We start from the raw sequence: 20,994 nt of genomic DNA, 5'->3' as shown, positions 1-20,994 counted from the left end.
CTGAACGTACTACTCCGCGACCACTTCGATCGATTTAATGAACATATAGCCCCAGTCGCCGGCGAAGCGGCCGAAGTCAATCTGATTAGTCCCCGCGTTAAGCGTCACCGGTATCCGCAGCTGCTGGCCCTGCTCATCCGTCTGCGGGAAGGCCACGGCCTGCGGAGCGCCCCCGTTGACGACAAAGGAGTTCTGCTTGCCGCCCCATTTGCCGTTGAAGGTTACGTTGAGCTGGAACTGACCGCTCCACGGCGCCTGCACATGCCAGCTGATCTTATCCCCCTCGCTGGCAAATGGGCCGAGGAAACCGTCCTCGCCAACTGCCAGCGCGTCTTTATCACTCTTCATTACCGTCAGGTGCCCCTCAGCCATGCCATAAACTTCGCCGTGATAACGACAGAAATCCGCCGGCGCTTTCCCCGCCGCCTCGCCCACCGTCACGGTCACGGTTTTGCTGCTTTTCAGCAGCCCATCGTCGGCAGTGAACGTCAGCGCATAGGTACCTGGCGCCGTAAACCAGGCCCGGGTTTGAGCCCGATCGGCATGGCAAAAATGCACCTGTCCCTCACCGGCGTGCTGCCAGCCCACCTTAACCTCTCGCGACGGCAGGCCATCGTCCTGCCAGCTGGCCGTAAGCTCGACGCCCTGGTCCTGCGTGGTGGTTAGGGCCGGTTCCAGCGTGACAACCGGCGGCTGATTCTCCTCGCTATGCTGCACGCTAATCACATTGGAAGGAGCCGAATGACCGCTCTCGTTTTTCGCCGTCACCCGGTAGTAATACGTATGCCCGAGCTGAAGCTGACGATAATCGTCGCGGAACAGAACCATGGTTTCCGGATTCCATTCGTTAACGCCATCGGAGATATCCCGGCCCACCACCGTCCACGGCCCGGTCGGCGAGGCGGCGCGTTCGACATCGTAGCTGCGTCCCACCGCGGCTCCCATCCAGTTGATCGCGAAGGGCGAGGTGGTCTCGCGCAGCAAAGGCGCGTCCGGCTTCGGCAGCGGCGCCATCGTCTGCTGTCCGGCCATCTGCGCCGCGGCCGTGCGCACCAGATCGACCACCGCCTGCTCCTGGTTCGCTTCGCCTTCTTTGGCAAACCCCGGCAGGTGGTAACTGTAGTGCCCGGTCGACTCCTTATGCCAGTAGAAGCCGCCGTCGTGACGATGGCCGCGGAAGCCCCAGATAAGCCCGCCGGCGGCTTGCGCCCCGTTGACGTCGCTGTGAACGATCGACTGCATAATGGCGTTCAGTTGATCCGCCGGCAGCAGGCCAAACTCGCCGACGAGATAGACTTTTTGCCCGCCGACGGCGCGCAGATCCTGCGTGACCTGCCCGGGATGGTTATTATCGGCATTGGTGTAATAGTGATTGCTGACGATATCCACATTGGGGTCGGTCAGCGCAAAGGAATTGATTTTCTTATAGGTACCATCCACCACTAACTGGTGAGGGGCCCACTTTTTAATCCACGCCGCGGTCTGATGCAGGAAATCGGCGTTGGTATCCTCCAGCTCGTTACCGGTTTCCCAGGCCATGATCGCCTTTTCATCATAGTAGGCGCGACCGGTGACGGTATTTGTCCGGGTGATAACCTGGCGGATCACATCCAGATAGGCTTTGAAGGTCTTGCTATCGGTCCGATAAAAGTCTTCCGCTTTTTCATGATAGAACGCCGCCAGCTGCTCGCGCCCGCCCCACCACCACCAGTGGTCGATAAACGGCAGGATCAGACGCAATCCCTGTTTGTCCGCTTCGGCAATCATGTTGTCATACACCCGCATGGCTTTCTCATTCAGCCGCGGCATGCCGTCCGCCGTTTCCGGCGCCAGAATATGGGTCTCGCGCCCGCAGGCTTTATCAAATTCCTGCTGCACCGACAGCACGTAGACGCGCTGGGCTTTCGCCCCGGTTTGCACCATCGCCTGGATCCAGTTTTGCTGCTCCTGCGCAGTTGGCCATTTAAAGTATTGTCCCCAGCCGCGCGGGTCTGCTCTGCAGGGGCCGCGGGCGTCGTCTTCAATGCGGTGCAGCTCCGGCGCGTGGATCCCGGCGAAACGAAACACCTTGTCGCCGTCCTTGAGGGTGGCGCCGTCGCGAGTGATAAAGTGCGTAAAGTGCGAGCGCTCGGCGGCCAGCGCCCCGCCGGCCCCCAGCGCGGACAGCAGCCCCATGAGCAGCAGGTTTTTCATCGGCTTCATCGTTGTCTCTCCTTAGAACCAGACCTCGGCCTGTACGCCGAAGTTAACGGTGTCGGTAGAGCCACTGCGGGAATACCCGCCGGCGGTGATGGTATTGGTATCCCAGTTGTAGTTGCCGTCCAGCGCATCGGAGACACCTTTATCCCACTTCGCGTAGGTGACGAAGAAGCGCAGCTGCGGGCGTGCCCAGAAACCGGAGTCAAAGGTCAGGGTTGGCGCAACGGTGACTTTGGTCAGGCCGCCTTTGCCTTTGCCGTTTACCCCTTTGTAGTTTTTGTCATCCAGGTATTCGTAGCCCAGCTCGTACTGCATGGCAAAGTTGCGGGTGATCTGATGATAAGGGCGGATACCGGCGACCCACATCGAGCGTCCCCAGCCATGGTCATCTTCCGTCCACCAGCGGTAGTTTTTATCTTTCTGCCAGAAAGCGAAGGTCGAGATCTCCAGGTCGCCCATCGAGGCCACGCTATCCAGCACCACTCGCCAGGACTGAGTGTTTTCCAGATTGGCCCAGCCCCAGCCGTTTTTACCCAGCGAGTCGCCCGCCGCCAGCCCTTTGCCGTACTGCAATGCGAGGCGGGAGTAGCCTCCGGTCAGGCCATAGAAACCGTCAAAGTTATAAATACCGGTCACGCCATAGCCCTTCTCGGCGGAAGTCGGGTGGTTTTCGTTACGGTTCATATGGTGGCCGATCAGCTCCAGATCGAATCCTGTCCCCGCGATCTTTTTCAGCCACAGGTTGAGGGAATAGTCATCCGGGTAGCCCTGATCTCCCTTATCCACCGGGTAGGCTTTGGTTTCATCGGTGGGTGAAAAGGCGTACACCCCGGCGTCGAAGCGGGCGAAGCCGAGATCCATGTTGTCGAAGCCGCCGCCGGTGCCGTTGTACTGAATGTACTCCCAGTCGAACTGATGGCTGGAGGTGTTGGAGCTGCTGTAGCGCTTACCGGCCCAGAAGGTCATCTCCGGCGCAAAATCCAGATTGCTCAGCTCGGCGAACCCTTCACGAAACTGTACGTCATGGCCATCGTCATCCTGACAGTTCCAGTCGGAGGTGCATTTCGACTGGTGAGTGAGGTTGGCCTGCACTTTCGCCACCACGCCGCTGTCCGCCGTCAGCGTCACGGTGGGGATCAGTTCGATCTTGGTGTCTTCTTCGTTGCCCAGTCGCCACTTGCCGTCCGGCATCAGGCCGACGGAGTCCGCGCGGTTGCCATCGGAGTTCGCCAGGATCCCGGAGCGGATATAGCCATGCAGCGCAAAATCATACTTCGGATCGGCGCAGGCCAGGCTGCTGGCCCCTGCCAGCGAGAGGAGAGCCAGAGGTATTGAATGTTTCAGCTTTATCATTCTTTTTTTCCCACGTTATGTTTGTTAACACGAACCGATAACGGAGGGGAAATTTACGGATCAAAAATGGAAATGTACATCCGATATTGGAAAGCGCTTTCCATAATTGCCTATCTGGTTCACAAAATTCGCTCTGCGACGAATATATTCGTGAGACTGATCACATAAAATAACAAGAATGCCGCCGGAAGCCGGCAGCAGAGCGGAAGAAAGAGAAAGTGAACAGGTGCCGTCGGGGGATAAGCCCCCGACGGTGAGGGTGTCAGCGCTCGGTTTCCGCGAGCTGGCGTTCGTACACTTTAAAGAAGGGGCGATAGAGCATCCAGGCGTTAAACATCGCGAACAGGCTCATGCACAAATTTTTCCAGCTACCGTTCGCCGACCATGCTGCCCCCAGCGGGGAAGGCATCGACCATGGCAACATCGCCACCGCGCGGTCGAGGATACCCAGCTGAGTTAAATACCATGCAATACAGGCATTTATCAGCGGAACAAAGAGAAACGGCAGTAAAAAAACCGGGTTCATGATTACCGGAAAACCAAACAGTATCGGCTCGTTGATATTAAACAGCGACGGCAGCAGGCCAATTTTGGCCACGCTTTTCAGCTGCCGCGAGCGGCTGCGCATCGCCATCAGCACCAGCGGCAAAGTGGAGCCGATACCGCCGATCAGCAGGTAAAAATCCCAGAACCCCTGCAGATAAATATGCGGCAGCGTTGGCGAACCCGCCGCCAGCGCCTGCTGATTTTCAAACAGATAGGTCATCCAGAAGGGGTTCATAATCCCGGTGATGATCAGCGCGCCGTGGATACCGATAAACCAGAGTAAGTTACAGATAAATAAAGAGATCAGTACCGCCATCAGCGTGTCGGACGCCAGCACCAGCGGCCGCACCGCTTCGCTGATTAACTCCGGTACGATGCGTCCGGTGGTCTGCAGCAGTATGGCATTCATCACGCTTATCGACAGCATCACCACCAGCAGCGGTATCAGCAGTTGAAAGCCATTGCGAGTCATCAGCGGCACTTCATCAGGCAGGCGGATACACCAGCCTTTTTTGTAGAAAAAACGAATTATCTCAATGGAATAGGTACTGGATATCAGGGCGGTAAATATCCCCATACCGCCGAGATAAACGTTGCTCACCGCAGTCTCGCGAAAGCCGATAAACAGCAGAAAAGCCAGACACCCGGTTAAACCGCAGAGCCGTTCCGGCAGACGGTACTGCTTGGCGAGACTGGCGCTGGCGCCGAAGGCGACAATCAGCGCCACCAGGCCAATGGTTAGCTGAAAGGTCGGCAGCAGGATAGGCCGCAGCAGCAAATAGACCTGGCCGAAACGCGAGGCGCCGTCGATGGAAACGGGCGGAAACAAAATGGGCACCAACAGGCTGCCAACAATCACAAAGGGCATTGCCAGCGCAAAGCTATCGCGCATCGCCGTAATGTGGTTGTTGCGCGTCAGAACATTCGCCAGCGGCGCCAGCCGCTGCTCGATGATATCCACGGCCACATTCATTAACTGAATGTTCATACTCCTACCTTTGCGAATGGTTGTCTCGCCGGGATGATCGCCCACAACACCGGAAAGTGAAAGCCTGCCATAGGTGATCATGGTCACAATTAATAAATCCACAAATGGAAAGCGCTTTCCGTAATGCATCCATTTTGACTATAGTCCGCACATCCAATCTCATCAGGAGCGGTACTTATGAAAAAAATTATGTTGTGTTGTTCGGCAGGCATGTCCACCAGCCTGCTGATGAAAAAAATGATTGCCGAAGCCGAACAGCGGGGCCTGCCGGTAGAGATCAATGCCTATGGCGTAGCGGAATTCGCCGAACAGGTTGGCCATTATCAGGTGGTGCTGCTGGGGCCGCAGGTGAAATACATGCAGCAGGATCTGCAAAAACAGGCGGATAAATACGGTATCCGCGTCGAACCCATCAATATGATGGACTACGGCATGCAAAAAGGCGCCGCGGTCCTTGATTTCGCCCTTTCCCTCATCGAAAACAAGAACTAAGGAAAGATCATGAGCTCTCTGTACGCTAAATTGATCGATGTGATCGAACGGCAGATCACGCCTATGGCGGGGGCGATCGGCCAGCAAAAATACGTTACCTCCATCCGCGACGGATTTATTACCGCCCTGCCCTTTATGATCGTCGGCTCGTTTTTGCTGGTGTTTATCTTTCCCCCCTTCTCACCCGACACCACCTGGGGATTCGCCCGCGCCTGGCTGCAGTTTTCTCTTAACCATCGCGAGGCACTCATGCTGCCGTTCAACTTCAGCATGGGGGTGATGACCCTGTTCATTGCCGTCGGGATCGCCGCCAGCCTCGCCAAGCACCATCACCTGGACTCGCTGACCGCCGGGATGCTGTCGCTGATGTCGTTTCTGCTGGTAGCCGCGCCGCTGAAAGATGGCCAGATCTCTACTGCCTACTTCTCCGGTCAGGGGATCTTCACCGCCATTCTGGTGGCCATCTATTCCACCGAGCTGTACGCCTTCCTCAAGCGGCATAACATCACCATTCGCCTGCCGCCGGAAGTGCCTGCCGGGGTGGCGCGCTCGTTCGAGATCCTGATCCCGGTGCTGGCGATCATTCTGACGCTGCATCCGCTGAACCTGTTTATCGAGGCTCAGCTGGGGATGATCATTCCGGAAGCGATCATGTCGCTGGTCAAACCGCTGGTCGCGGCTTCCGATACGCTGCCGGCCCTTCTGTTGTCAGTGCTGGTCTGTCAGGTGCTGTGGTTCGCCGGGATCCACGGCGCGCTGATCGTCACCGGGATCATGAACCCGTTCTGGATGGCCAACCTGTCGGTCAATCAGGCGGCCATGGCGGCAGGTACCGCTATCCCGCACATCTATGTCCAGGGCTTCTGGGATCACTATCTGCTGATCGGCGGCGTCGGCTCCACCCTGCCGCTGGCGCTGATGCTGCTGCGCAGCAAGGCCGTGCATCTGCGGACGATTGGCCGGATGGGGGTCGTGCCGGGGGTATTCAATATTAACGAACCGATCCTCTTCGGCGCACCGATCATCATGAATCCGCTGTTTTTCCTGCCGTTCGTGCTGGTGCCGATGGTCAACGCGACCCTGGCGTACTTTGCGCTGAAGCTGGATCTCGTCAGCCGCGTAGTATCGATGACGCCGTGGACAACGCCGGCGCCCATCGGCGCCTCGTGGGCGGCGAACTGGAGCTTTAGCCCGGTGATCCTGTGCCTCATTTGTATGGCCACCGCCATGGTGATGTACCTGCCATTTCTCAAAGCTTACGAAAAACAGCTGCTGGCCCAGGAGCGTGAAAACGCCGTCGGCCAGGCTGACAACGCGGCGCAAACCGCTTAACGCTAACGATTCAGAGGATAATCATGGAATTAGAAGAACAGGTGATGGGGATCATCATCAACGCCGGCCAGTCACGTAGCCTGTGCTACGAAGCGCTGCACGCCGCTAAAGCGGGTGATTTCGCCACCGCCGACGCCAAAATGCAGGAAGCGGCCCATTATTCCCGCGAAGCTCACCTTGTACAGACCCAGCTTATCGAAGCTGACGAAGGCGAGGGAAAAACCAAAATGACGCTGGTGATGGTCCATGCTCAGGATCACCTGATGACCTCCATTCTGGCGAAAGAGCTGATTGCCGAACTGATTGCGATTTACCGCGCGCAACCGCTTCACGCCTAGCGCCTTGCCCGGCCAGACGTGCTGGCCGGGTCTGAATCCCCGAGGTCACTATGTTACATCTTGGAATAGATATTGGCGGCACCAAAATGGAAGCCGTACTGCTGGACCCGGCAGGCGAATGCGTCCAGCGCCTGCGTCGGCCGACCCACAAAGATAGCTATGACGCCTTTATGCGTCAGTTGCTGACCCTGATTGCCGATATTCGCGCGGTCAGCCCCCAGCCATTCACTCTGGGGATCGGCCTGCCTGGGGCAATCGATCCGCAAAGCGGACGCATTAAAAACTGCAACTGCCTGGTGCTCAACGGCCACGATCTGCGCCGGGATATCATGCAGCAGCTTGGCCAGCCGGTGTGGATGGCAAACGATGCCGACTGCTTCACCCTTTCGGAGGCGGTGGATGGCGCCGGCGCCGGGGCCGCCACCGTCTTCGGGGTGATTATCGGTACCGGCTGCGGTGGCGGGATCGCCGTTCATCAACAGTTGCTTAGCGGCCCCAACGCTATCGCCGGGGAGTGGGGGCATAATCCGCTGCCGGGCTATACTTCTGAGCGGGATGGCCCGCCGCAGCCCTGCTACTGCGGCAAAACGAACTGCATCGAAAGCTTTCTCTCCGGCACCGGCTTCGCCCGCCGCTACGGGGAACAAGCGCGTGCGGAGGCCATTGTCGCCGCGGCGCAAAACGGCGATCCGCGCGCGCTGGCCCACTGGCGACACTTTATCGATGCTTTTGCCCGTAGCCTGGCGTCGGTGATCAATATTCTCGACCCGCAGGTGATTGTGCTGGGCGGCGGTCTGTCCAACGTCAACCAGATCTATCGCGATCTGCCTGCCGCCATCGTTCCGTGGATCTTCTCCGACAGCTGCCGCACGCAGATCAAACCGGCCCGCTTCGGCGACGCCAGCGGCGTGCGCGGCGCGGCCTGGCTGCCCCGTCTGCCCGGCGCCGTGGACGGGCCACGGTAGACACTTTTTTCAGCAGGTATGTTAAGCTAGGCGAAAATGTCCAGACAGAAAAAGCCATGCCAACGATTGATGATGTTTCAAGATTAGCGAATGTCTCAAGAGCGACGGTTTCCCGCGTGCTGACCGGCACCCGGGGCGTGCGCGAAGAGAGCCGGGAAGCTGTGCTGCGGGCCGTTGAAGAACTCAACTATCGCCCGAGCTTTGCCGCGCAAAACCTCGCCAGTCAGACATCCAGCCACGTTGGTCTGGTGATTTCCGCGCAGGACGAGAGCAACGGCGCGCGTCTGCTGCCGCTCCTCTCGCAGGCGCTGAAAGGGCTGAATAAAAGCCTGCTGGTCCAGTATGTCAGCGATCCGGTAGAGCAGGCGGCGGCGATCGACGATCTGCAGCGCCAGTGCGTGGCGGTGGTGGTGCTGGGCGCCGTTGCTGCCGACGCGCCGCGCAACGTTATCGCCTTTGACCGTTTCGGCGTCGCCGGGAGCAACAGCCAGGGCTATGACTTCGCCTTCGCCACTGAAAGCGCCTGCCGCTATGTGATTGGCAAGGGACACCGCAACATCGCCCTGCTGGTGGACAGCGATAGCGACGATGCCAGCCGCCAGATGATGGAAGGCTACCGCAACGTTCTGCAGAACTACTCCATTCCTTTTAACCGCCAGCTGGTGCTGACGGCCAACGATGATGTCGAACAGGCGCTGCTGACCTTAATTAACAGCTTCAGTAAATACTCAGTCATTATCGTTAAACGTGACCGCTACGCGGCTGAGGCAATGCGCCTGCTGCGCGAATTCACCATCGCCGTCCCGCAGGAGGTCTCCCTGCTGAGCCTTGAGGATTCCCCGCTCGCCTCGCTGCTCTACCCACCGCTGACCTGCATCTCCTGGCCACTGGAGGCGCTGCTGGATAACTGTATTCAGCGTATCCGCAGCCTGATTGACGACCGGCCAACCTTCACCGCCGAGGGCCGCTCGCTGGCTGGCCGCCTGATCCCGCGCCAGTCGGTCGCCGATATCTCTTGATCTTCGCCCGGTTCGCGCCGGGCCAGCCTTATCTCTCCACTTTCTTATCGCTTTCGTTTCCCGGCTCATTATTACCCACGCATGCAAATAAGAATTATTTTCATTTATAAATAGCTTGTGCTATATAACATAGCAATGGCTATAAACGCTGGGAAATTGACCACATCATTGCGAGGGATCCTATGCTGCACCTGACACCGCTGAAATCATTGCTGCTGGCCAGCGCGCTGGCCCTGCTGGCCGCGGCGCCGGCCTCGGCGCAGGAGAAATTCAGGGTTATCACCACCTTCACGGTTATCGCCGATATGGCGCAGAACGTGGCCGGCGATGCCGCCGTCGTCAGCTCCATCACCAAACCGGGCGCGGAGATCCACGACTACCAGCCTACCCCCGGCGATATCAAACGCGCGCAGGGGGCGCAGCTGATCCTCAGCAACGGTCTCAATCTCGAACGGTGGTTTGCCCGCTTTTATCAGCACCTGCAGGGCGTCCCGGAGGTGGTGGTCAGCGAGGGGATCCAGCCGATGGGCATCAGCGCAGGCCCCTATAGCGGGAAGCCCAATCCCCATGCCTGGATGTCGGCAGATAACGCCCTGATCTATGTCGATAATATTCGCGATGCGCTGGTGAAATACGATCCGCCTCACGCCGACACCTATCGCCGCAACGCCGAGGCCTATAAAGAGAAGATCCGCCAGACGATGGCGCCGCTGCAGGCCAGACTGGCGCAGCTGCCGGCGGATAAGCGCTGGCTGGTCACCAGCGAGGGAGCCTTCTCCTATCTGGCCCGCGACTATGGCCTGCGCGAACTGTATCTGTGGCCGATTAACGCCGACCAGCAGGGCACTCCGCAACAGGTGCGCAAGGTTATCGACACCATGAAGAAAGAACAGATCCCGACCATCTTCAGCGAAAGCACCATCTCCGATAAACCGGCGCGTCAGGTGGCGCGCGAAGCCGGCGCCCACTACGGCGGCGTGCTGTATGTCGATTCGCTGAGCGCCGCCGACGGCCCGGTGCCGACCTGGCTCGACCTGCTGCGCGTCACCACCGAAACCATCGTCAACGGTATCCAGGACGGGATGAGGAAACAGCCATGAATACTGCGCAAGCGGGTCTGTATGTCGACCAGCTCACCGTCACCTGGCGCAACGGCCACACCGCCCTGCGCGACGCCTCGTTCAGCGTACCGCGCGGCTCTATTGCCGCGCTGGTGGGGGTTAACGGCTCGGGTAAATCCACACTGTTTAAAGCGCTGATGGGCTTTGTGCGCATCGGTCACGGCGAGATCGCCATCCTCGGTCAGCCGGTCAACCGCGCGCTGCGCCAGAACCTGGTCGCCTATGTCCCGCAGTCGGAAGAGGTGGACTGGTCCTTCCCGGTGCTGGTGGAGGATGTGGTGATGATGGGCCGCTACGGCCATATGGGCTGGCTGCGGCGGGCAAAGCCGCGCGATCGCGAGATTGTCGATGCCGCGCTGGCCCGCGTGGGCATGAGCGAGTACCGCCATCGGCAAATTGGCGAGCTCTCCGGCGGGCAGAAAAAGCGCGTCTTCCTTGCCCGCGCCATCGCTCAACAGGGCCAGGTGATCCTGCTGGATGAGCCTTTTACCGGCGTCGATGTGCAGACCGAAGCGCGGATCATCAGCCTGCTGCGCGAGCTCCGCGATGAGGGCTGTACCATGCTGGTCTCCACCCATAATCTCGGGTCCGTAAGTGAATTTTGCGATTACACGGTGATGGTAAAAGGCACCGTGCTGGCCAGCGGCCCGACAGAAACCACCTTCACCGCCGAGAATCTGGAGCGGGCTTTCAGCGGCGTACTGCGCCACGTCGCGCTCACCGGTGCGGAAGCGCAGATTATCACCGATGACGAGCGGCCGTTTATCAGCCGGCGCGCGGCGGGAGGCCCACGATGAGCTGGCTGCTGGAGCCGTTTGGCTATCACTATATGCTCAATGCGATGTGGGTGGCGGCGCTGGTGGGCGGCGTCTGCGCCTTTCTCTCCTGCTACCTGATGCTGAAGGGCTGGTCGCTGATTGGCGACGCCCTTTCCCACTCGATTGTGCCCGGCGTCGCCGGGGCCTATATGCTCGGCCTGCCGTTTGCCCTCGGCGCGTTTCTCTCCGGCGGCCTGGCGGCGGGCAGTATGCTGTTTTTGCAGCAGCGGTCGCGGCTGAAAGAGGATGCGATTATCGGCCTGATCTTCTCCTCCTTCTTCGGGATCGGGCTGTTTATGGTGTCGCTGAACCCGACGTCGGTGAATATCCAGACCATTATCCTCGGCAATATTCTGGCCATCGCCCCGGAGGATATTATCCAGCTGGCGGCGATCGGCTTTATCTCGATGGCGATCCTGCTGTTGAAGTGGAAAGATCTGATGGTGACCTTCTTCGATGAGCACCACGCCCGCTCGATTGGTCTGAACACCCGCGGCCTGAAGCTGCTGTTCTTTACCCTGCTGGCGGCCTGCACCGTAGCGGCGCTGCAGACCGTCGGCGCCTTTCTGGTTATCTGCCTGGTGGTCACCCCCGGCGCCACCGCCTGGCTGTTAACCGACCGCTTCCCGCGCCTGCTGGCCATCGCCGTCGCCATCGGCAGCCTGACCAGCTTCTTCGGCGCCTGGCTCAGTTACTACCTCGACGGCGCCACCGGCGGCATTATCGTGGTGGCGCAAACACTGCTGTTCCTCATCACCTTTATCTTCGCGCCGAAGCATGGCCTGTTGGCCAACCGCCGCCGCGCCGGGGAGGCCGCATGCTGAATCTGATCCTGGCCCCGTTCCAGTTTCCTTTTATGGTCAACGCGATAACAGTATCGATGGTCGTTGCCGTGCCCTGCGCGCTGCTGTCGGTCTTTCTGGTGCTCAAAGGCTGGGCGCTGATGGGCGACGCCATGAGCCACGCGGTCTTTCCCGGCGTGGTGCTGGCCTACATTATCGGCATCCCCTTCGCCATCGGCGCGTTTATCGCCGGACTGCTCTGCGCCGTGACGACCGGTTTTCTCGACGACAACAGCCGCCTCAAACGCGATACCATCATGGGGATTGTCTTCTCCGGCATGTTTGGCGCCGGGCTGGTGCTGTACGTAGCGATCCGGTCCGACGTCCATCTCGACCATATTCTGTTCGGCGATATGCTCGGTATCTCCCTCAGCGATATTGGACAAACGGCGGCTATCGCGCTGGTGATCGCGCTGATTATCGGGCTGAAATGGCGGGATTTTTTGCTGCACGCCTTCGATCCGACGCAGGCCAAAGCCAGCGGCCTGCGCGGCGGACTGCTGCATTACGGCATGCTGTGCATGATCGCCCTGACCATCGTCGCGACGCTGCAGTCGGTAGGGATTATTCTGTCGATTTCGCTGCTGATTGCCCCAGGGGCGATCGCGCTCCTGCTGGTACGGCGCTTTATCCACGCCCTGCTGCTGGCGGTGGCGATAGCGGTCTGCTGCTCGGCGGGAGGGGTGTGGCTGGCGTTTTATCTCGATAGCGCGCCGGCGCCGACTATCGTGGTGCTGTTCAGCGCGCTGTTTGTGGTCGCCTTTGTGACAAGCACGATCCGGGATAGTCAGAAACAGAAGGCTTCATCACCCATCCCCGGTGGCGGCTAACGCCTTACCGGGGCTGCGCTTGTCCCGCGGCTGCGCGCAGCCCAGGCCGGGGAAAGGCCGCTATTTTTTCGGTCGATATTTTTCCGGCAGCGGCGGCACCGGCCGCCTGTCATCCAGCAGATGGCGAAGGGTCAGGATCGGGTGGCGCCAGAGCATTCGTGGCCCGGCCCAGCGCATAATCTGCTTCATCTCTTCGCGCTTCGCCGGCTGATAGCAGTGTACCGGACACTGCTTGCAGGCCGGTTTATTGTCGCCAAACACGCACTTATCAAGCCGCTTGTCGGCGTAGGCGTTCAGCGCCTGATAGTGCTCGCCGTCGTCGCGGGCATCCGGACAGCGGCGCTGATAAAGCCCAATCATCCGACCGATCGTCTGCTTTTCACGTTCGATGCGTTTGCCCACCGTCAACTTCCCTCTCCACAAAAAGATGCATAAATAATACACCTTTTAAACGGGCCACGCAGCCGCTTTCCTAACGATTAGGTCGGGTTAGCGGGTTTATCAACATGCCCCAATGCTTTTTCCGGGAAGCAGACATCGCGCACCCGGCGTTTCAGCTCTGCCGCATCCGGAAAGCCGCCATCCTGCTTGCGCTCCCAGATCTGCTGGCCGTCGATATCGATAGTGAAGATCCCGCCGGTGCCCGGCACCAGTGTCACCGAGGCGATATCGGTGCTGAAGGTGTGTAACAGCTCCTGCGCCATCCAGCTGGCGCGCAGCATCCAGTTGCACTGGGAACAATAGGTGATGGTGATAGCCGCTTTTGAATTCATCGTCATCTCGCTCAGGCTGAAAGGGCACAGTGTAAACAAAGTGCAGTTTAAATGAGGAATACATGAATATTTTGTTGCAAACGATAATACCTATCATTACCATTCTCAATCAATAAATGGAGTGAGACCCTATCCGCAACGGAAAAGACGGAGCAACCTGCAACTCTGGAAGTAACGCGTGAGCCGATACTAATAACGATCAAGGCGTGGCGACTATGTACAAATCGACTCCGTCAGCAGCAGGGTGTAAAAAACGCCTGCTGGTGACCTCTTTGCTTGCAGCAATTTATCAAACTTCTGCCGTCGCAGCAGGCACTTCCGCCATCGGCGGCGAGGCGGTGGATGACACCTCGGAACAAATGACCGTCACCGCTCCCGCGCCGGCGCAAAAAGCCGGTAACGAGCACAGCATCAGCGCCCGGGAGCTGGAGGACAAAGGCGCTAACGATTTCGGCTCGATCATGCGCTATGAACCGCTCATCAGCGCCACCGGGGCCAGCGGCGGCTCCGGCAACGGCAAAAGCGGCTTCGACCGCGGGGGCTACACCGGCTACAACATTCGCGGCATGGAGAGCAACCGCGTCGGTATCGACGTGGACGGTATCGCCCAGCCCAACGCCACCGGCCGCGGCTACGTCGGCCGCTCGGGGCTCAATACCTTCGGCATCGGCCGCGATTATATCGACCCGTATATGTACGGCAGCGTGGATATCCAGTCCGGCGCCACCTCGACGGAAACGGCCAACAGCGCCATCGGAGGGAATGTCTCCTTCCGCCCGAAATCGGCGGATGATTACCTGCGCCCGGGCAAAACCAGCGCCTTCGGCTATCGCAGCGGCTACGACTCCGCGGATCGCAGCTGGCACAACGGGGTGACCGTCGCCGGCGGCGATGAGTTCCTGCGCGGCATTTTGGTCTACAGCCGCCGCGACGGCCAGGAAACCGAAAATAACAGCGACACCGTCGACGCCTACCCGGCGAACTGGCACTCCGATGCCTTTCTGGCCTCCGGGATCTGGCAGCCCAACGACGAGCACAAGCTAACCAGCACCTTCGACTATTACCACAAAACCAACCACACCCACTACGATACCTGGGATTCCAGCGGTAACAGCACCATCGGCACCGCCAACCAGACCAGCCAGACCCGACGCTGGGGCCTGAGCCTGAAGGATGACTGGACGCCGATGAATGACTACCTCGACAGCGTCTCCACGAAAATCTACTACCAGCATACCGAAGCCCATGACTGGACGTATATGCCGGACAGCGTCACCCGCAGAATGCAGACGGTGAACTCCAACTACGACACCGACACCTGGGGCCTGCAGACCGCGCTGGCGAAAACCCTGGGCCGCCACGATCTGAGCGCCGGTTTCAACGCCAGCACCAGCAAAACCCAGCGGCCGTTCAGCCAGTCGCCGATCCCCAGCGTTTACAGCGAGATCATGCAGCCGGAGGCGGACAGCCGCAGCTACACTCTCGGCGGCTTTGTCCAGGATAAGATCAACTTCGACCTTGATAGCCACAACTTCGCCATTATTCCCGGCGTGCGCTTGGTGCATCAATCGACAAAGCCGGAAAATCTGTCCGACCTTGCCGCCAACAGCAGCGCGCTGACCGAATCGTCGGTGGCGAATCTGTACGGTAAAAACAGCGATACCCAGGTTCTGCCGTCGTTGACCTTCCAGTACGACCTCACCCCGCGCCTGATGACCTACCTGCAGTACCAGCGCGGCGCGCAGTTCCCCAACGCCAGCCAGCTGTATGGATCCTGGAACCTTGGGTCCAGCTACGCCGGCAGCCAGCAGTATGCCCTGATCGGCAATACCGATCTGAAGACGGAAACCAGCGATAATCTCGAGTGGGGGCTGAAGGGGGAAGTTACCGAAGGCATCACCCTGCGCACAGCGCTGTTCTACAACAGCTATAAGAACTTTATCGCCTATACCCGCTATACCCGGGCGAATAATCCGGGCCAGTTCACTAACGTGCCGTCGAATATCTACACCATTTATCAGGCGGAAAACCGCGATAAAGCCTATATCTACGGCGGTGAAATTAGCACTAAATTTAACTTTGGCACCTGGTATGAGCAGGTGGACGGCCTGAGCGCCACCCTCGCCTTCGGCTATAGCGAAGGGAAATCGAAATCCAGCTACAGCGGCGATAAATACGTCGACCTCGACAGCGTAGCGCCGATGAAAGCTATCGTCGGCGTGGCGTGGGACGATCCGGCGAAACGCTACGGCACCGCCCTGACGGCGACCTTCGTCAAGGGGAAACAGGCGACCGCCACCAACCGCGAAAGCTACAGCAACAGCGGGTCCGCCATCGCCGATGCCAGCAGCGACTATATGCGCGTGCCGGGCTACGGCATGCTGGACTGGACCGCGTACTGGCAGGTGGCGAAAAACGTGCGCCTCAATGGCGGGGTCTACAACCTCACCGATCGTAAATACTGGGATTACCTGAGCAGCCGCAATATCGAGACCGGCACCAACCAGGACGCCAATGATAAAGCGCTGGCGGTCATGCCGGGCCGCACCTGGCAGCTTGGGGTCAACGTCGACTTCTGATTGCCCGAATAACAACTCACCTGCCCCGGCCCGCCGGCCGGGGATATTGAACATTGAGAAGGATATGATTATGCCCAATGCCCACCCCGATCTGTGGCAGCGCTACCAGGCCACCAAAGCGTCCAGCACCGCGAAATATGCCCGCGATATCGCCGCGGAAATGGGGATCAGCGAAGCCGAGCTGACCGCCGCCCGCCTCGGTCACGATGCCGTGCGCCTGATCGATGACGCCCGGGCGCTGATTGCCGCCCTGGAGCGCGTCGGTGAAACCAAATGCATCTGCCGCAACGAGTATGCCGTCCATGAGCAGGTCGGCCAGTTCACGCACCAGCACCTCAGCGGCCACGCCGGGCTGGTGCTCAACCCGCGCGCGCTCGACCTGCGTCTGTTCCTCAGCCAGTGGGCCAGCGCCTTCCATCTGAACGATAACGGTCGCCAGAGCATTCAGTTTTTCGACCACCACGGCGACGCCCTGCTGAAAGTCTATGCGACCACGCAGACCGACATGGCGGCCTGGGACACCCTGATCACAGAACATCGGGTGGCGGCCCCGGCGCCGCTGGCCCTGCGCCCGCTGGAGCCGGTGAAATATGCCGAGAGCGCCGACGGCGCCGCCCTGGAGAACGACTGGCGCGCGATGACCGACGTACACCAGTTCTTCGGTCTGCTGCGTAAATATCAGCTTTCCCGCCAGCAGGCCTTCCGCCTGGTGAGCGACGACCTCGCCTGCCGCGTTGATCGCCATGCGCTGCCAGCGTTACTGGAGACGGTGCGCCAGGAGGGCAATGACATTATGATCTTCGTCGGCAATCGCGGCTGCGTGCAGATCTTCACCGGCGCCCTGGAAAAGCTGGCGCCGATGCGCGGCTGGCTGAATATCTTCAATCCCACCTTTACCCTGCATCTGCGTGAAGAGAGCCTCGATGAAGTGTGGGTGACCCGCAAGCCGACCTCAGACGGACACGTCACCAGCGTCGAGCTGTTCGCCAAAGACGGCACCCAGATCGCCCAGCTCTATGGCCAGCGCAGCGAGGGCCACCCCGAGCAGGCGCAATGGCGCCAGCAGGTGGATCGTCTGACCCGCGAAGGACTGCCCGCATGATGCGCTGGTTACTGCTTCTCATCGCCTTCCCGTTGCTGAGCCACGCCGCCGTGGAGCGGCTCGTCACCCTCGGCGGCGATGTCACTGAGATCGTCTATGCCCTTGGCGCGCAACAGAGCCTGGTCGCCCGGGACAGCACCAGCAGCTGGCCCCCGGCGGCGCAAAAGCTGCCGGATGTCGGCTACCTGCGGCAGTTGAACGCCGAGGGGATCCTCGCGTTACGTCCGCAGCTGGTGCTAGCGAGCGCCCAGGCGCAGCCCTCGCTGGTTTTACACAAGGTGCAGGCGAGCGGGGTGAAGGTGGTAAACGTGCCGGGCGGCGAAAGCCTGGCCGCGATCGATAACAAAGTGGCCGTCATTGCCGAAGCGTTAGGCAAAACCCCGGCAGGCGACGCGCTGCGCCAGCAGCTTCAGCAACAGATCGCCGCCATTCCAACGCAGCCGATTGCCAGGCGGGTGCTGTTTATTCTCAGCCACGGCGGAATGAATACCCTGGTGGCCGGGCAACGCACCGCGGCCGATGGCGCCATTCACGCCGCCGGGCTGCAGAACGCGATGCAGGGCTTCGACCACTATCGGGCGATGTCGCAGGAGGGGGTGGCCGCCAGCCAGGCGGATCTGGTGGTGATCTCCGCCGATGGTCTCAAAGGGATGGGCGGCGAAGCCGGGCTGTGGAGACTGCCCGGCCTGGCGCAGACCCCGGCGGGGCGTCATAAACAGCTGCTGACGATCGACGATATGGCCCTGCTCGGCTTCGGGCCGCGCACCCCGCAGGCGATTATCGCGCTGCGTGAAAAAGCGGAGCATCTGCCCTGATGCGCCCTGCCCTCGCCCGCCGTTTGCTGTTGATGACGCTGCTGCTGGTCCTGCTGACGCTGTTCGCCACCACCCTTGGCGCGATGCGTTTGCCGCTGGCCAGCCTGCTGCCCGCCGGGGATGAGATGCTGCGCCACATCTGGCTGACCATCCGTCTGCCGCGGGTGCTGCTGGCCCTGCTGGTAGGCGCGGCGCTGGCCCTCTCCGGCTGCGTGATGCAGGGGTTGTTTCGCAACCCGCTTGCCGACCCGGGCCTGCTGGGCATCAGCAGCGGCGCCGCGCTGGCGGTGGCCTGCTGGCTGGTGCTCCCGCTCTCCGCAACGGGGCTGATCGCCCTGTATATGCCGATGCTGGCGGCGTTTATCGGCAGCCTGGCGGTGATGGTGGTGATTTTTATCCTCAGCCGGGCGGAGGAGGGGTCGCTGTCGCGCCTGCTGCTGGTGGGGATCGCCATCAACGCGCTGTGCGGGGCGCTGGTCGGCGTGCTGGCCTGGCTGAGCAACGACGCCCAGCTGCGCCAGCTGTCGCTGTGGGGCATGGGCAGCCTGGGCCAGGCCGAGTGGCCGACCCTGTTGGTGGCTGCGACCCTGATCATCCCGGCGGCGCTGGCGGTGTGGTGGATGGCCTCCCGCCTGAATTTGCTGCAGCTCGGCGATGAAGAAGCGCACTATCTCGGGGTCAACGTGCGGGCGCTGCAGCGCTGGCTGCTGCTGTGCAGCGCGGTGCTGGTGGCCGCGGCGGTGGCCATCAGCGGCGTCATCGGCTTTATTGGCCTGGTGGTGCCGCACCTGATGCGCCTGTGGCTGGGGCCGGACCATCGCGGGCTGATCCCCGGCTCGCTGCTGGCCGGCGCGATCCTGCTTCTGCTGGCCGACACCCTGGCCCGCACCGTGGCGGCGCCGGCGGAGATGCCGGTCGGTCTGCTCACCAGCCTGCTGGGCGCCCCCTGGTTTCTGTGGCTGGTCTTTCGTCGGGAGAACCCCAAACATGGCTAATGAATATTGCGCGCAGGGGCTGGCGCTTCGCCTCGGCCAGCGGCAGATTATCGACAACATCTCCGTCGCGCTGCGCGGCGGCGAGATGACGGCGCTTATCGGGCCGAACGGCGCGGGCAAATCCACCCTGCTGCGGCTGCTGACCGGGTACCTGACCCCGGATAGCGGTACCCGCCATCTGGCGGGCACGCCGCTGGAGGCGTGGTCACCCGAGGCGCTGGCGCGCCGGCGGGCGGTCATGCTACAGCGTACGGCCCTGCAGGCCGACTGGACGGTGGAAACGGTCATCGCCATGGGGCGCTCGCCGTGGGGCCCGACCGCGGACCCGGCGGAGCTGGCGACGGTAATGGCCGTCACCGGCTGCGATGACCTTGCCGGCCGCCGCTATCCCGGCCTCTCCGGCGGCGAGCAGCAGCGGGTGCAGCTCGCCCGCTGTCTGGCGCAGCTGTGGCGCGACGGCGCGCCGCAGGGCTGGCTGTTTCTCGATGAGCCCACCTCGGCGCTGGACCTTTACTATCAACAGCATCTGCTGCGCTTGCTCAAACGGCTCACCGCCGGCGGGCAACTGCACGTGTGCGTGGTGCTGCATGACCTTAACCTCGCCGCCCTGTGGGCCGACCGCATCCTGCTGCTACACCAGGGCCGCCTGGTCGCCCAGGGGACGCCGCAGGAGGTGATCCAGCAGTCGGTTATCCATCGCTGGTACGGGGCGGATGTCCGTCTCGGCCAGCATCCAGACAACGCGGCCCCCCAGGTCTATCTGGCGCCGTAACCCCCGCGCGGCGCAACTGGAATCCGGATCGCGCCGCGCGCGTTCGGTATTACACCGCAAAAGCTGATGAGCATTATACTTTCATATCTATCAGCGTTCCCTTTTGAGGGTCCCCATGAGCCGATACACAGTTGCTGGCAGCGAAGGCCAGTATGAGAAAAATTCAGGTGAACGGGTTTTGGCTAATAAACTCGGGATTGCTGACGCAAATGAGATGGATAGCGTAGAACTGGTACTGCTGGAACAACTTTATCGCTCGGTTTTTGAGGAACACTTTCCAACCGGATTGCTCAGCGTCAATATCCTGAAAAAGTGGCATTATCGCTGGTTAGGCAATATCTATGCATGGGCAGGCCAGGAAAGAACGGTCAATATCAGCAAAGGCGATTTTATGTTCGCCCCTTCAACACAGCTGGCTAAACTGCTAAACGATTTTGATAAGAAATACCTCGCTCATTATACGCCTTGTTCAGGCATGAGTGAATTGCAGCTCACAGAAGCTATCGCAGTCACACATGTTGAATTGATCCTCATCCATCCATTCAGAGAGGGTAACGGGCGTTTATCACGATTATTAGCTGATGTGATGGCGGTGCAGGCTGGCTATAAACCGCTGAATTATCAAAGCTGGGAACAAAACAAAACCCAGTATATATCGGCTATCCATGCAGGTTTGACTCTGGACTATCGACCGATGAAACACTGGGTCAGCATGGCCTTAAGAAGGGATTAGGCAAGACGAAGATGCGCATATTTTTTGCGCGCGGCTTCAAGACTCTCTTCAACTCTGGCTGAGGGTTGCCCTGTCTCGACCGCGGTTGATGTCGCAACAGAACGAACGATGTCAGCGCGGGAAGGTCTGGCGTATGTGGCCTGATCTTTTTTGTTGTGACTCATGGCATCTCCCTTTTCATTCACCTGATGGTTTCAGTATATCAAGGATCGTTGCTAACTGCTGCCGTTAAGGCTTATCCAGGGAAATATCGGATAGGGCTTTTTTGAACCGGTAACTGCACATCCTGATGCTGGCTTGTGATGACTCATCCCCCTCTGCAACTGGAATCCGGATCGCGCCGCGCGCGTTCGTCAGTTTCCCTCGCCTGCCCATCTCCGTT

Annotated in this window: 21 protein-coding genes; 15 read left to right on the top strand and 6 right to left on the bottom strand. The window is 60.1% G+C overall.

Features of this window, described 5'->3' with window-relative positions; translation table 11 throughout:
- Positions 1-9: 9 nt before the first annotated feature.
- The 3 genes from QLG03_RS19370 to QLG03_RS19360 form a co-directional block, all read right to left on the bottom strand.
- Entirely contained in the window at positions 10-2,202 is a 2,193-nt protein-coding gene (locus QLG03_RS19370) for a CBM35 domain-containing protein (protein WP_282473665.1), read from the bottom strand.
- A gap of 12 nt (positions 2,203-2,214) precedes the next feature.
- On the bottom strand, positions 2,215-3,552 hold the full coding sequence (locus tag QLG03_RS19365) for a carbohydrate porin (protein WP_008806192.1): 1,338 nt from the start codon (positions 3,550-3,552) through the stop codon (positions 2,215-2,217).
- 262 nt (positions 3,553-3,814) lie between these two features.
- On the bottom strand, positions 3,815-5,086 hold the full coding sequence (locus QLG03_RS19360) for a PTS transporter subunit EIIC (protein ID WP_004151052.1): 1,272 nt from the start codon (positions 5,084-5,086) through the stop codon (positions 3,815-3,817).
- Positions 5,087-5,263: 177 nt separating this feature from the next.
- Between QLG03_RS19360 and QLG03_RS19355 the strand changes: the two genes are divergently transcribed.
- From QLG03_RS19355 to QLG03_RS19315, 9 genes are all read left to right on the top strand, one after another.
- Positions 5,264-5,578, top strand: a complete 315-nt coding sequence (locus QLG03_RS19355; RefSeq protein WP_002914979.1) for a PTS sugar transporter subunit IIB — start codon at positions 5,264-5,266, stop codon at positions 5,576-5,578.
- A 9-nt stretch (positions 5,579-5,587) separates the two neighbouring features.
- On the top strand, positions 5,588-6,910 hold the full coding sequence (locus QLG03_RS19350; protein ID WP_255988639.1) for a PTS sugar transporter subunit IIC: 1,323 nt from the start codon (positions 5,588-5,590) through the stop codon (positions 6,908-6,910).
- 23 nt (positions 6,911-6,933) lie between these two features.
- Positions 6,934-7,248 (top strand): PTS lactose/cellobiose transporter subunit IIA, encoded by a 315-nt coding sequence (locus QLG03_RS19345; RefSeq protein WP_002914983.1) that lies wholly within the window; start codon positions 6,934-6,936, stop codon positions 7,246-7,248.
- A 50-nt stretch (positions 7,249-7,298) separates the two neighbouring features.
- A complete protein-coding gene (locus tag QLG03_RS19340) occupies positions 7,299-8,213 on the top strand; it encodes an ROK family protein (protein ID WP_255988640.1) in 915 nt (304 codons plus the stop codon).
- Positions 8,214-8,269: 56 nt separating this feature from the next.
- Positions 8,270-9,232, top strand: coding sequence for a LacI family DNA-binding transcriptional regulator (locus tag QLG03_RS19335; RefSeq protein WP_048298115.1), 963 nt, complete (start codon positions 8,270-8,272; stop codon positions 9,230-9,232).
- Between the two features lie 182 nt (positions 9,233-9,414).
- Positions 9,415-10,332: a metal ABC transporter substrate-binding protein gene (locus tag QLG03_RS19330; RefSeq protein WP_044524511.1), complete on the top strand. Its 918-nt coding sequence runs from the start codon at positions 9,415-9,417 to the stop codon at positions 10,330-10,332.
- Positions 10,329-11,150 carry a manganese/iron ABC transporter ATP-binding protein gene (locus tag QLG03_RS19325; RefSeq protein WP_222690038.1) on the top strand — a complete coding sequence of 274 codons (822 nt, stop codon included), beginning with the start codon at positions 10,329-10,331 and terminating at the stop codon, positions 11,148-11,150. Before QLG03_RS19330 ends, QLG03_RS19325 begins: the two co-directional genes overlap by 4 nt.
- Positions 11,147-11,995, top strand: coding sequence for an iron/manganese ABC transporter permease subunit SitC (gene sitC, locus QLG03_RS19320; protein WP_023290804.1), 849 nt, complete (start codon positions 11,147-11,149; stop codon positions 11,993-11,995). Before QLG03_RS19325 ends, sitC begins: the two co-directional genes overlap by 4 nt.
- Entirely contained in the window at positions 11,989-12,843 is an 855-nt protein-coding gene (locus QLG03_RS19315) for a metal ABC transporter permease (protein ID WP_117129158.1), read from the top strand. Before sitC ends, QLG03_RS19315 begins: the two co-directional genes overlap by 7 nt.
- 60 nt (positions 12,844-12,903) lie before the next feature.
- Here the strand turns inward: QLG03_RS19315 and QLG03_RS19310 are convergent, their stop codons facing one another.
- Together QLG03_RS19310 and QLG03_RS19305 are read right to left on the bottom strand one after the other, a co-directional pair.
- On the bottom strand, positions 12,904-13,245 hold the full coding sequence (locus tag QLG03_RS19310; protein ID WP_023290806.1) for a nitrous oxide-stimulated promoter family protein: 342 nt from the start codon (positions 13,243-13,245) through the stop codon (positions 12,904-12,906).
- 77 nt (positions 13,246-13,322) lie between these two features.
- Complete coding sequence (locus QLG03_RS19305; protein ID WP_004205627.1) at positions 13,323-13,616, bottom strand: SelT/SelW/SelH family protein; 294 nt, start codon at positions 13,614-13,616, stop codon at positions 13,323-13,325.
- A 215-nt stretch (positions 13,617-13,831) separates the two neighbouring features.
- On the opposite strand from QLG03_RS19305, the gene QLG03_RS19300 reads away from it, so the two are divergent.
- The 6 genes from QLG03_RS19300 (at position 13,832) to QLG03_RS19275 (ending at position 20,612) form a co-directional block, all read left to right on the top strand.
- Positions 13,832-16,195: a TonB-dependent receptor gene (locus QLG03_RS19300; protein ID WP_117129157.1), complete on the top strand. Its 2,364-nt coding sequence runs from the start codon at positions 13,832-13,834 to the stop codon at positions 16,193-16,195.
- A 70-nt stretch (positions 16,196-16,265) separates the two neighbouring features.
- A complete protein-coding gene (locus QLG03_RS19295; protein WP_255988642.1) occupies positions 16,266-17,297 on the top strand; it encodes a ChuX/HutX family heme-like substrate-binding protein in 1,032 nt (343 codons plus the stop codon).
- Positions 17,294-18,112, top strand: coding sequence for an ABC transporter substrate-binding protein (locus QLG03_RS19290; RefSeq protein ID WP_105491400.1), 819 nt, complete (start codon positions 17,294-17,296; stop codon positions 18,110-18,112). The genes QLG03_RS19295 and QLG03_RS19290 overlap by 4 nt, the downstream gene beginning before the upstream one ends.
- The gene (locus tag QLG03_RS19285; RefSeq protein ID WP_101992545.1) at positions 18,112-19,107 is read left to right on the top strand and encodes an iron ABC transporter permease; all 996 of its coding nucleotides are present in this window, start codon (positions 18,112-18,114) and stop codon (positions 19,105-19,107) included. The genes QLG03_RS19290 and QLG03_RS19285 overlap by 1 nt, the downstream gene beginning before the upstream one ends.
- On the top strand, positions 19,100-19,879 hold the full coding sequence (locus QLG03_RS19280) for a heme ABC transporter ATP-binding protein (RefSeq protein WP_255988647.1): 780 nt from the start codon (positions 19,100-19,102) through the stop codon (positions 19,877-19,879). The genes QLG03_RS19285 and QLG03_RS19280 overlap by 8 nt, the downstream gene beginning before the upstream one ends.
- 115 nt (positions 19,880-19,994) lie before the next feature.
- Positions 19,995-20,612 carry a Fic family protein gene (locus QLG03_RS19275; RefSeq protein WP_023290812.1) on the top strand — a complete coding sequence of 206 codons (618 nt, stop codon included), beginning with the start codon at positions 19,995-19,997 and terminating at the stop codon, positions 20,610-20,612.
- Here QLG03_RS19275 and QLG03_RS19270 read toward each other — a convergent pair.
- Positions 20,609-20,776, bottom strand: coding sequence for a hypothetical protein (locus QLG03_RS19270; RefSeq protein ID WP_162838135.1), 168 nt, complete (start codon positions 20,774-20,776; stop codon positions 20,609-20,611). The two genes, QLG03_RS19275 and QLG03_RS19270, sit on opposite strands and share 4 nt — an antisense overlap.
- Between the last annotated feature and the right edge of the window lie 218 nt (positions 20,777-20,994).

Origin of the sequence: Klebsiella sp. V115_8, from assembly GCF_029967715.1 — a bacterium.
Taxonomy (GTDB): Bacteria; Pseudomonadota; Gammaproteobacteria; order Enterobacterales; family Enterobacteriaceae; genus Klebsiella; species Klebsiella quasipneumoniae.
This window is presented reverse-complemented; position numbering and strand designations above follow the sequence as displayed.

Excerpts from the sequence above, each read along its gene's own strand:
- QLG03_RS19360 (WP_004151052.1), bottom strand. The coding sequence starts at position 5,086 with ATGAACATTCAGTTAATGAATGTGGCCGTGGATATCATCGAGCAGCGG.
- QLG03_RS19355 (WP_002914979.1), top strand. The coding sequence starts at position 5,264 with ATGAAAAAAATTATGTTGTGTTGTTCGGCAGGCATGTCCACCAGCCTG.
- QLG03_RS19370 (WP_282473665.1), bottom strand. The coding sequence starts at position 2,202 with ATGAAGCCGATGAAAAACCTGCTGCTCATGGGGCTGCTGTCCGCGCTG.
- QLG03_RS19350 (WP_255988639.1), top strand. The coding sequence starts at position 5,588 with ATGAGCTCTCTGTACGCTAAATTGATCGATGTGATCGAACGGCAGATC.
- QLG03_RS19335 (WP_048298115.1), top strand. The coding sequence starts at position 8,270 with ATGCCAACGATTGATGATGTTTCAAGATTAGCGAATGTCTCAAGAGCG.
- QLG03_RS19275 (WP_023290812.1), top strand. The coding sequence starts at position 19,995 with ATGAGCCGATACACAGTTGCTGGCAGCGAAGGCCAGTATGAGAAAAAT.
- QLG03_RS19330 (WP_044524511.1), top strand. The coding sequence starts at position 9,415 with ATGCTGCACCTGACACCGCTGAAATCATTGCTGCTGGCCAGCGCGCTG.
- QLG03_RS19305 (WP_004205627.1), bottom strand. The coding sequence starts at position 13,616 with ATGAATTCAAAAGCGGCTATCACCATCACCTATTGTTCCCAGTGCAAC.
- QLG03_RS19300 (WP_117129157.1), top strand. The coding sequence starts at position 13,832 with ATGTACAAATCGACTCCGTCAGCAGCAGGGTGTAAAAAACGCCTGCTG.
- QLG03_RS19315 (WP_117129158.1), top strand. The coding sequence starts at position 11,989 with ATGCTGAATCTGATCCTGGCCCCGTTCCAGTTTCCTTTTATGGTCAAC.
- QLG03_RS19295 (WP_255988642.1), top strand. The coding sequence starts at position 16,266 with ATGCCCAATGCCCACCCCGATCTGTGGCAGCGCTACCAGGCCACCAAA.
- QLG03_RS19340 (WP_255988640.1), top strand. The coding sequence starts at position 7,299 with ATGTTACATCTTGGAATAGATATTGGCGGCACCAAAATGGAAGCCGTA.
- QLG03_RS19325 (WP_222690038.1), top strand. The coding sequence starts at position 10,329 with ATGAATACTGCGCAAGCGGGTCTGTATGTCGACCAGCTCACCGTCACC.
- QLG03_RS19290 (WP_105491400.1), top strand. The coding sequence starts at position 17,294 with ATGATGCGCTGGTTACTGCTTCTCATCGCCTTCCCGTTGCTGAGCCAC.
- QLG03_RS19285 (WP_101992545.1), top strand. The coding sequence starts at position 18,112 with ATGCGCCCTGCCCTCGCCCGCCGTTTGCTGTTGATGACGCTGCTGCTG.
- sitC (WP_023290804.1), top strand. The coding sequence starts at position 11,147 with ATGAGCTGGCTGCTGGAGCCGTTTGGCTATCACTATATGCTCAATGCG.
- QLG03_RS19365 (WP_008806192.1), bottom strand. The coding sequence starts at position 3,552 with ATGATAAAGCTGAAACATTCAATACCTCTGGCTCTCCTCTCGCTGGCA.
- QLG03_RS19280 (WP_255988647.1), top strand. The coding sequence starts at position 19,100 with ATGGCTAATGAATATTGCGCGCAGGGGCTGGCGCTTCGCCTCGGCCAG.
- QLG03_RS19270 (WP_162838135.1), bottom strand. The coding sequence starts at position 20,776 with ATGAGTCACAACAAAAAAGATCAGGCCACATACGCCAGACCTTCCCGC.
- QLG03_RS19345 (WP_002914983.1), top strand. The coding sequence starts at position 6,934 with ATGGAATTAGAAGAACAGGTGATGGGGATCATCATCAACGCCGGCCAG.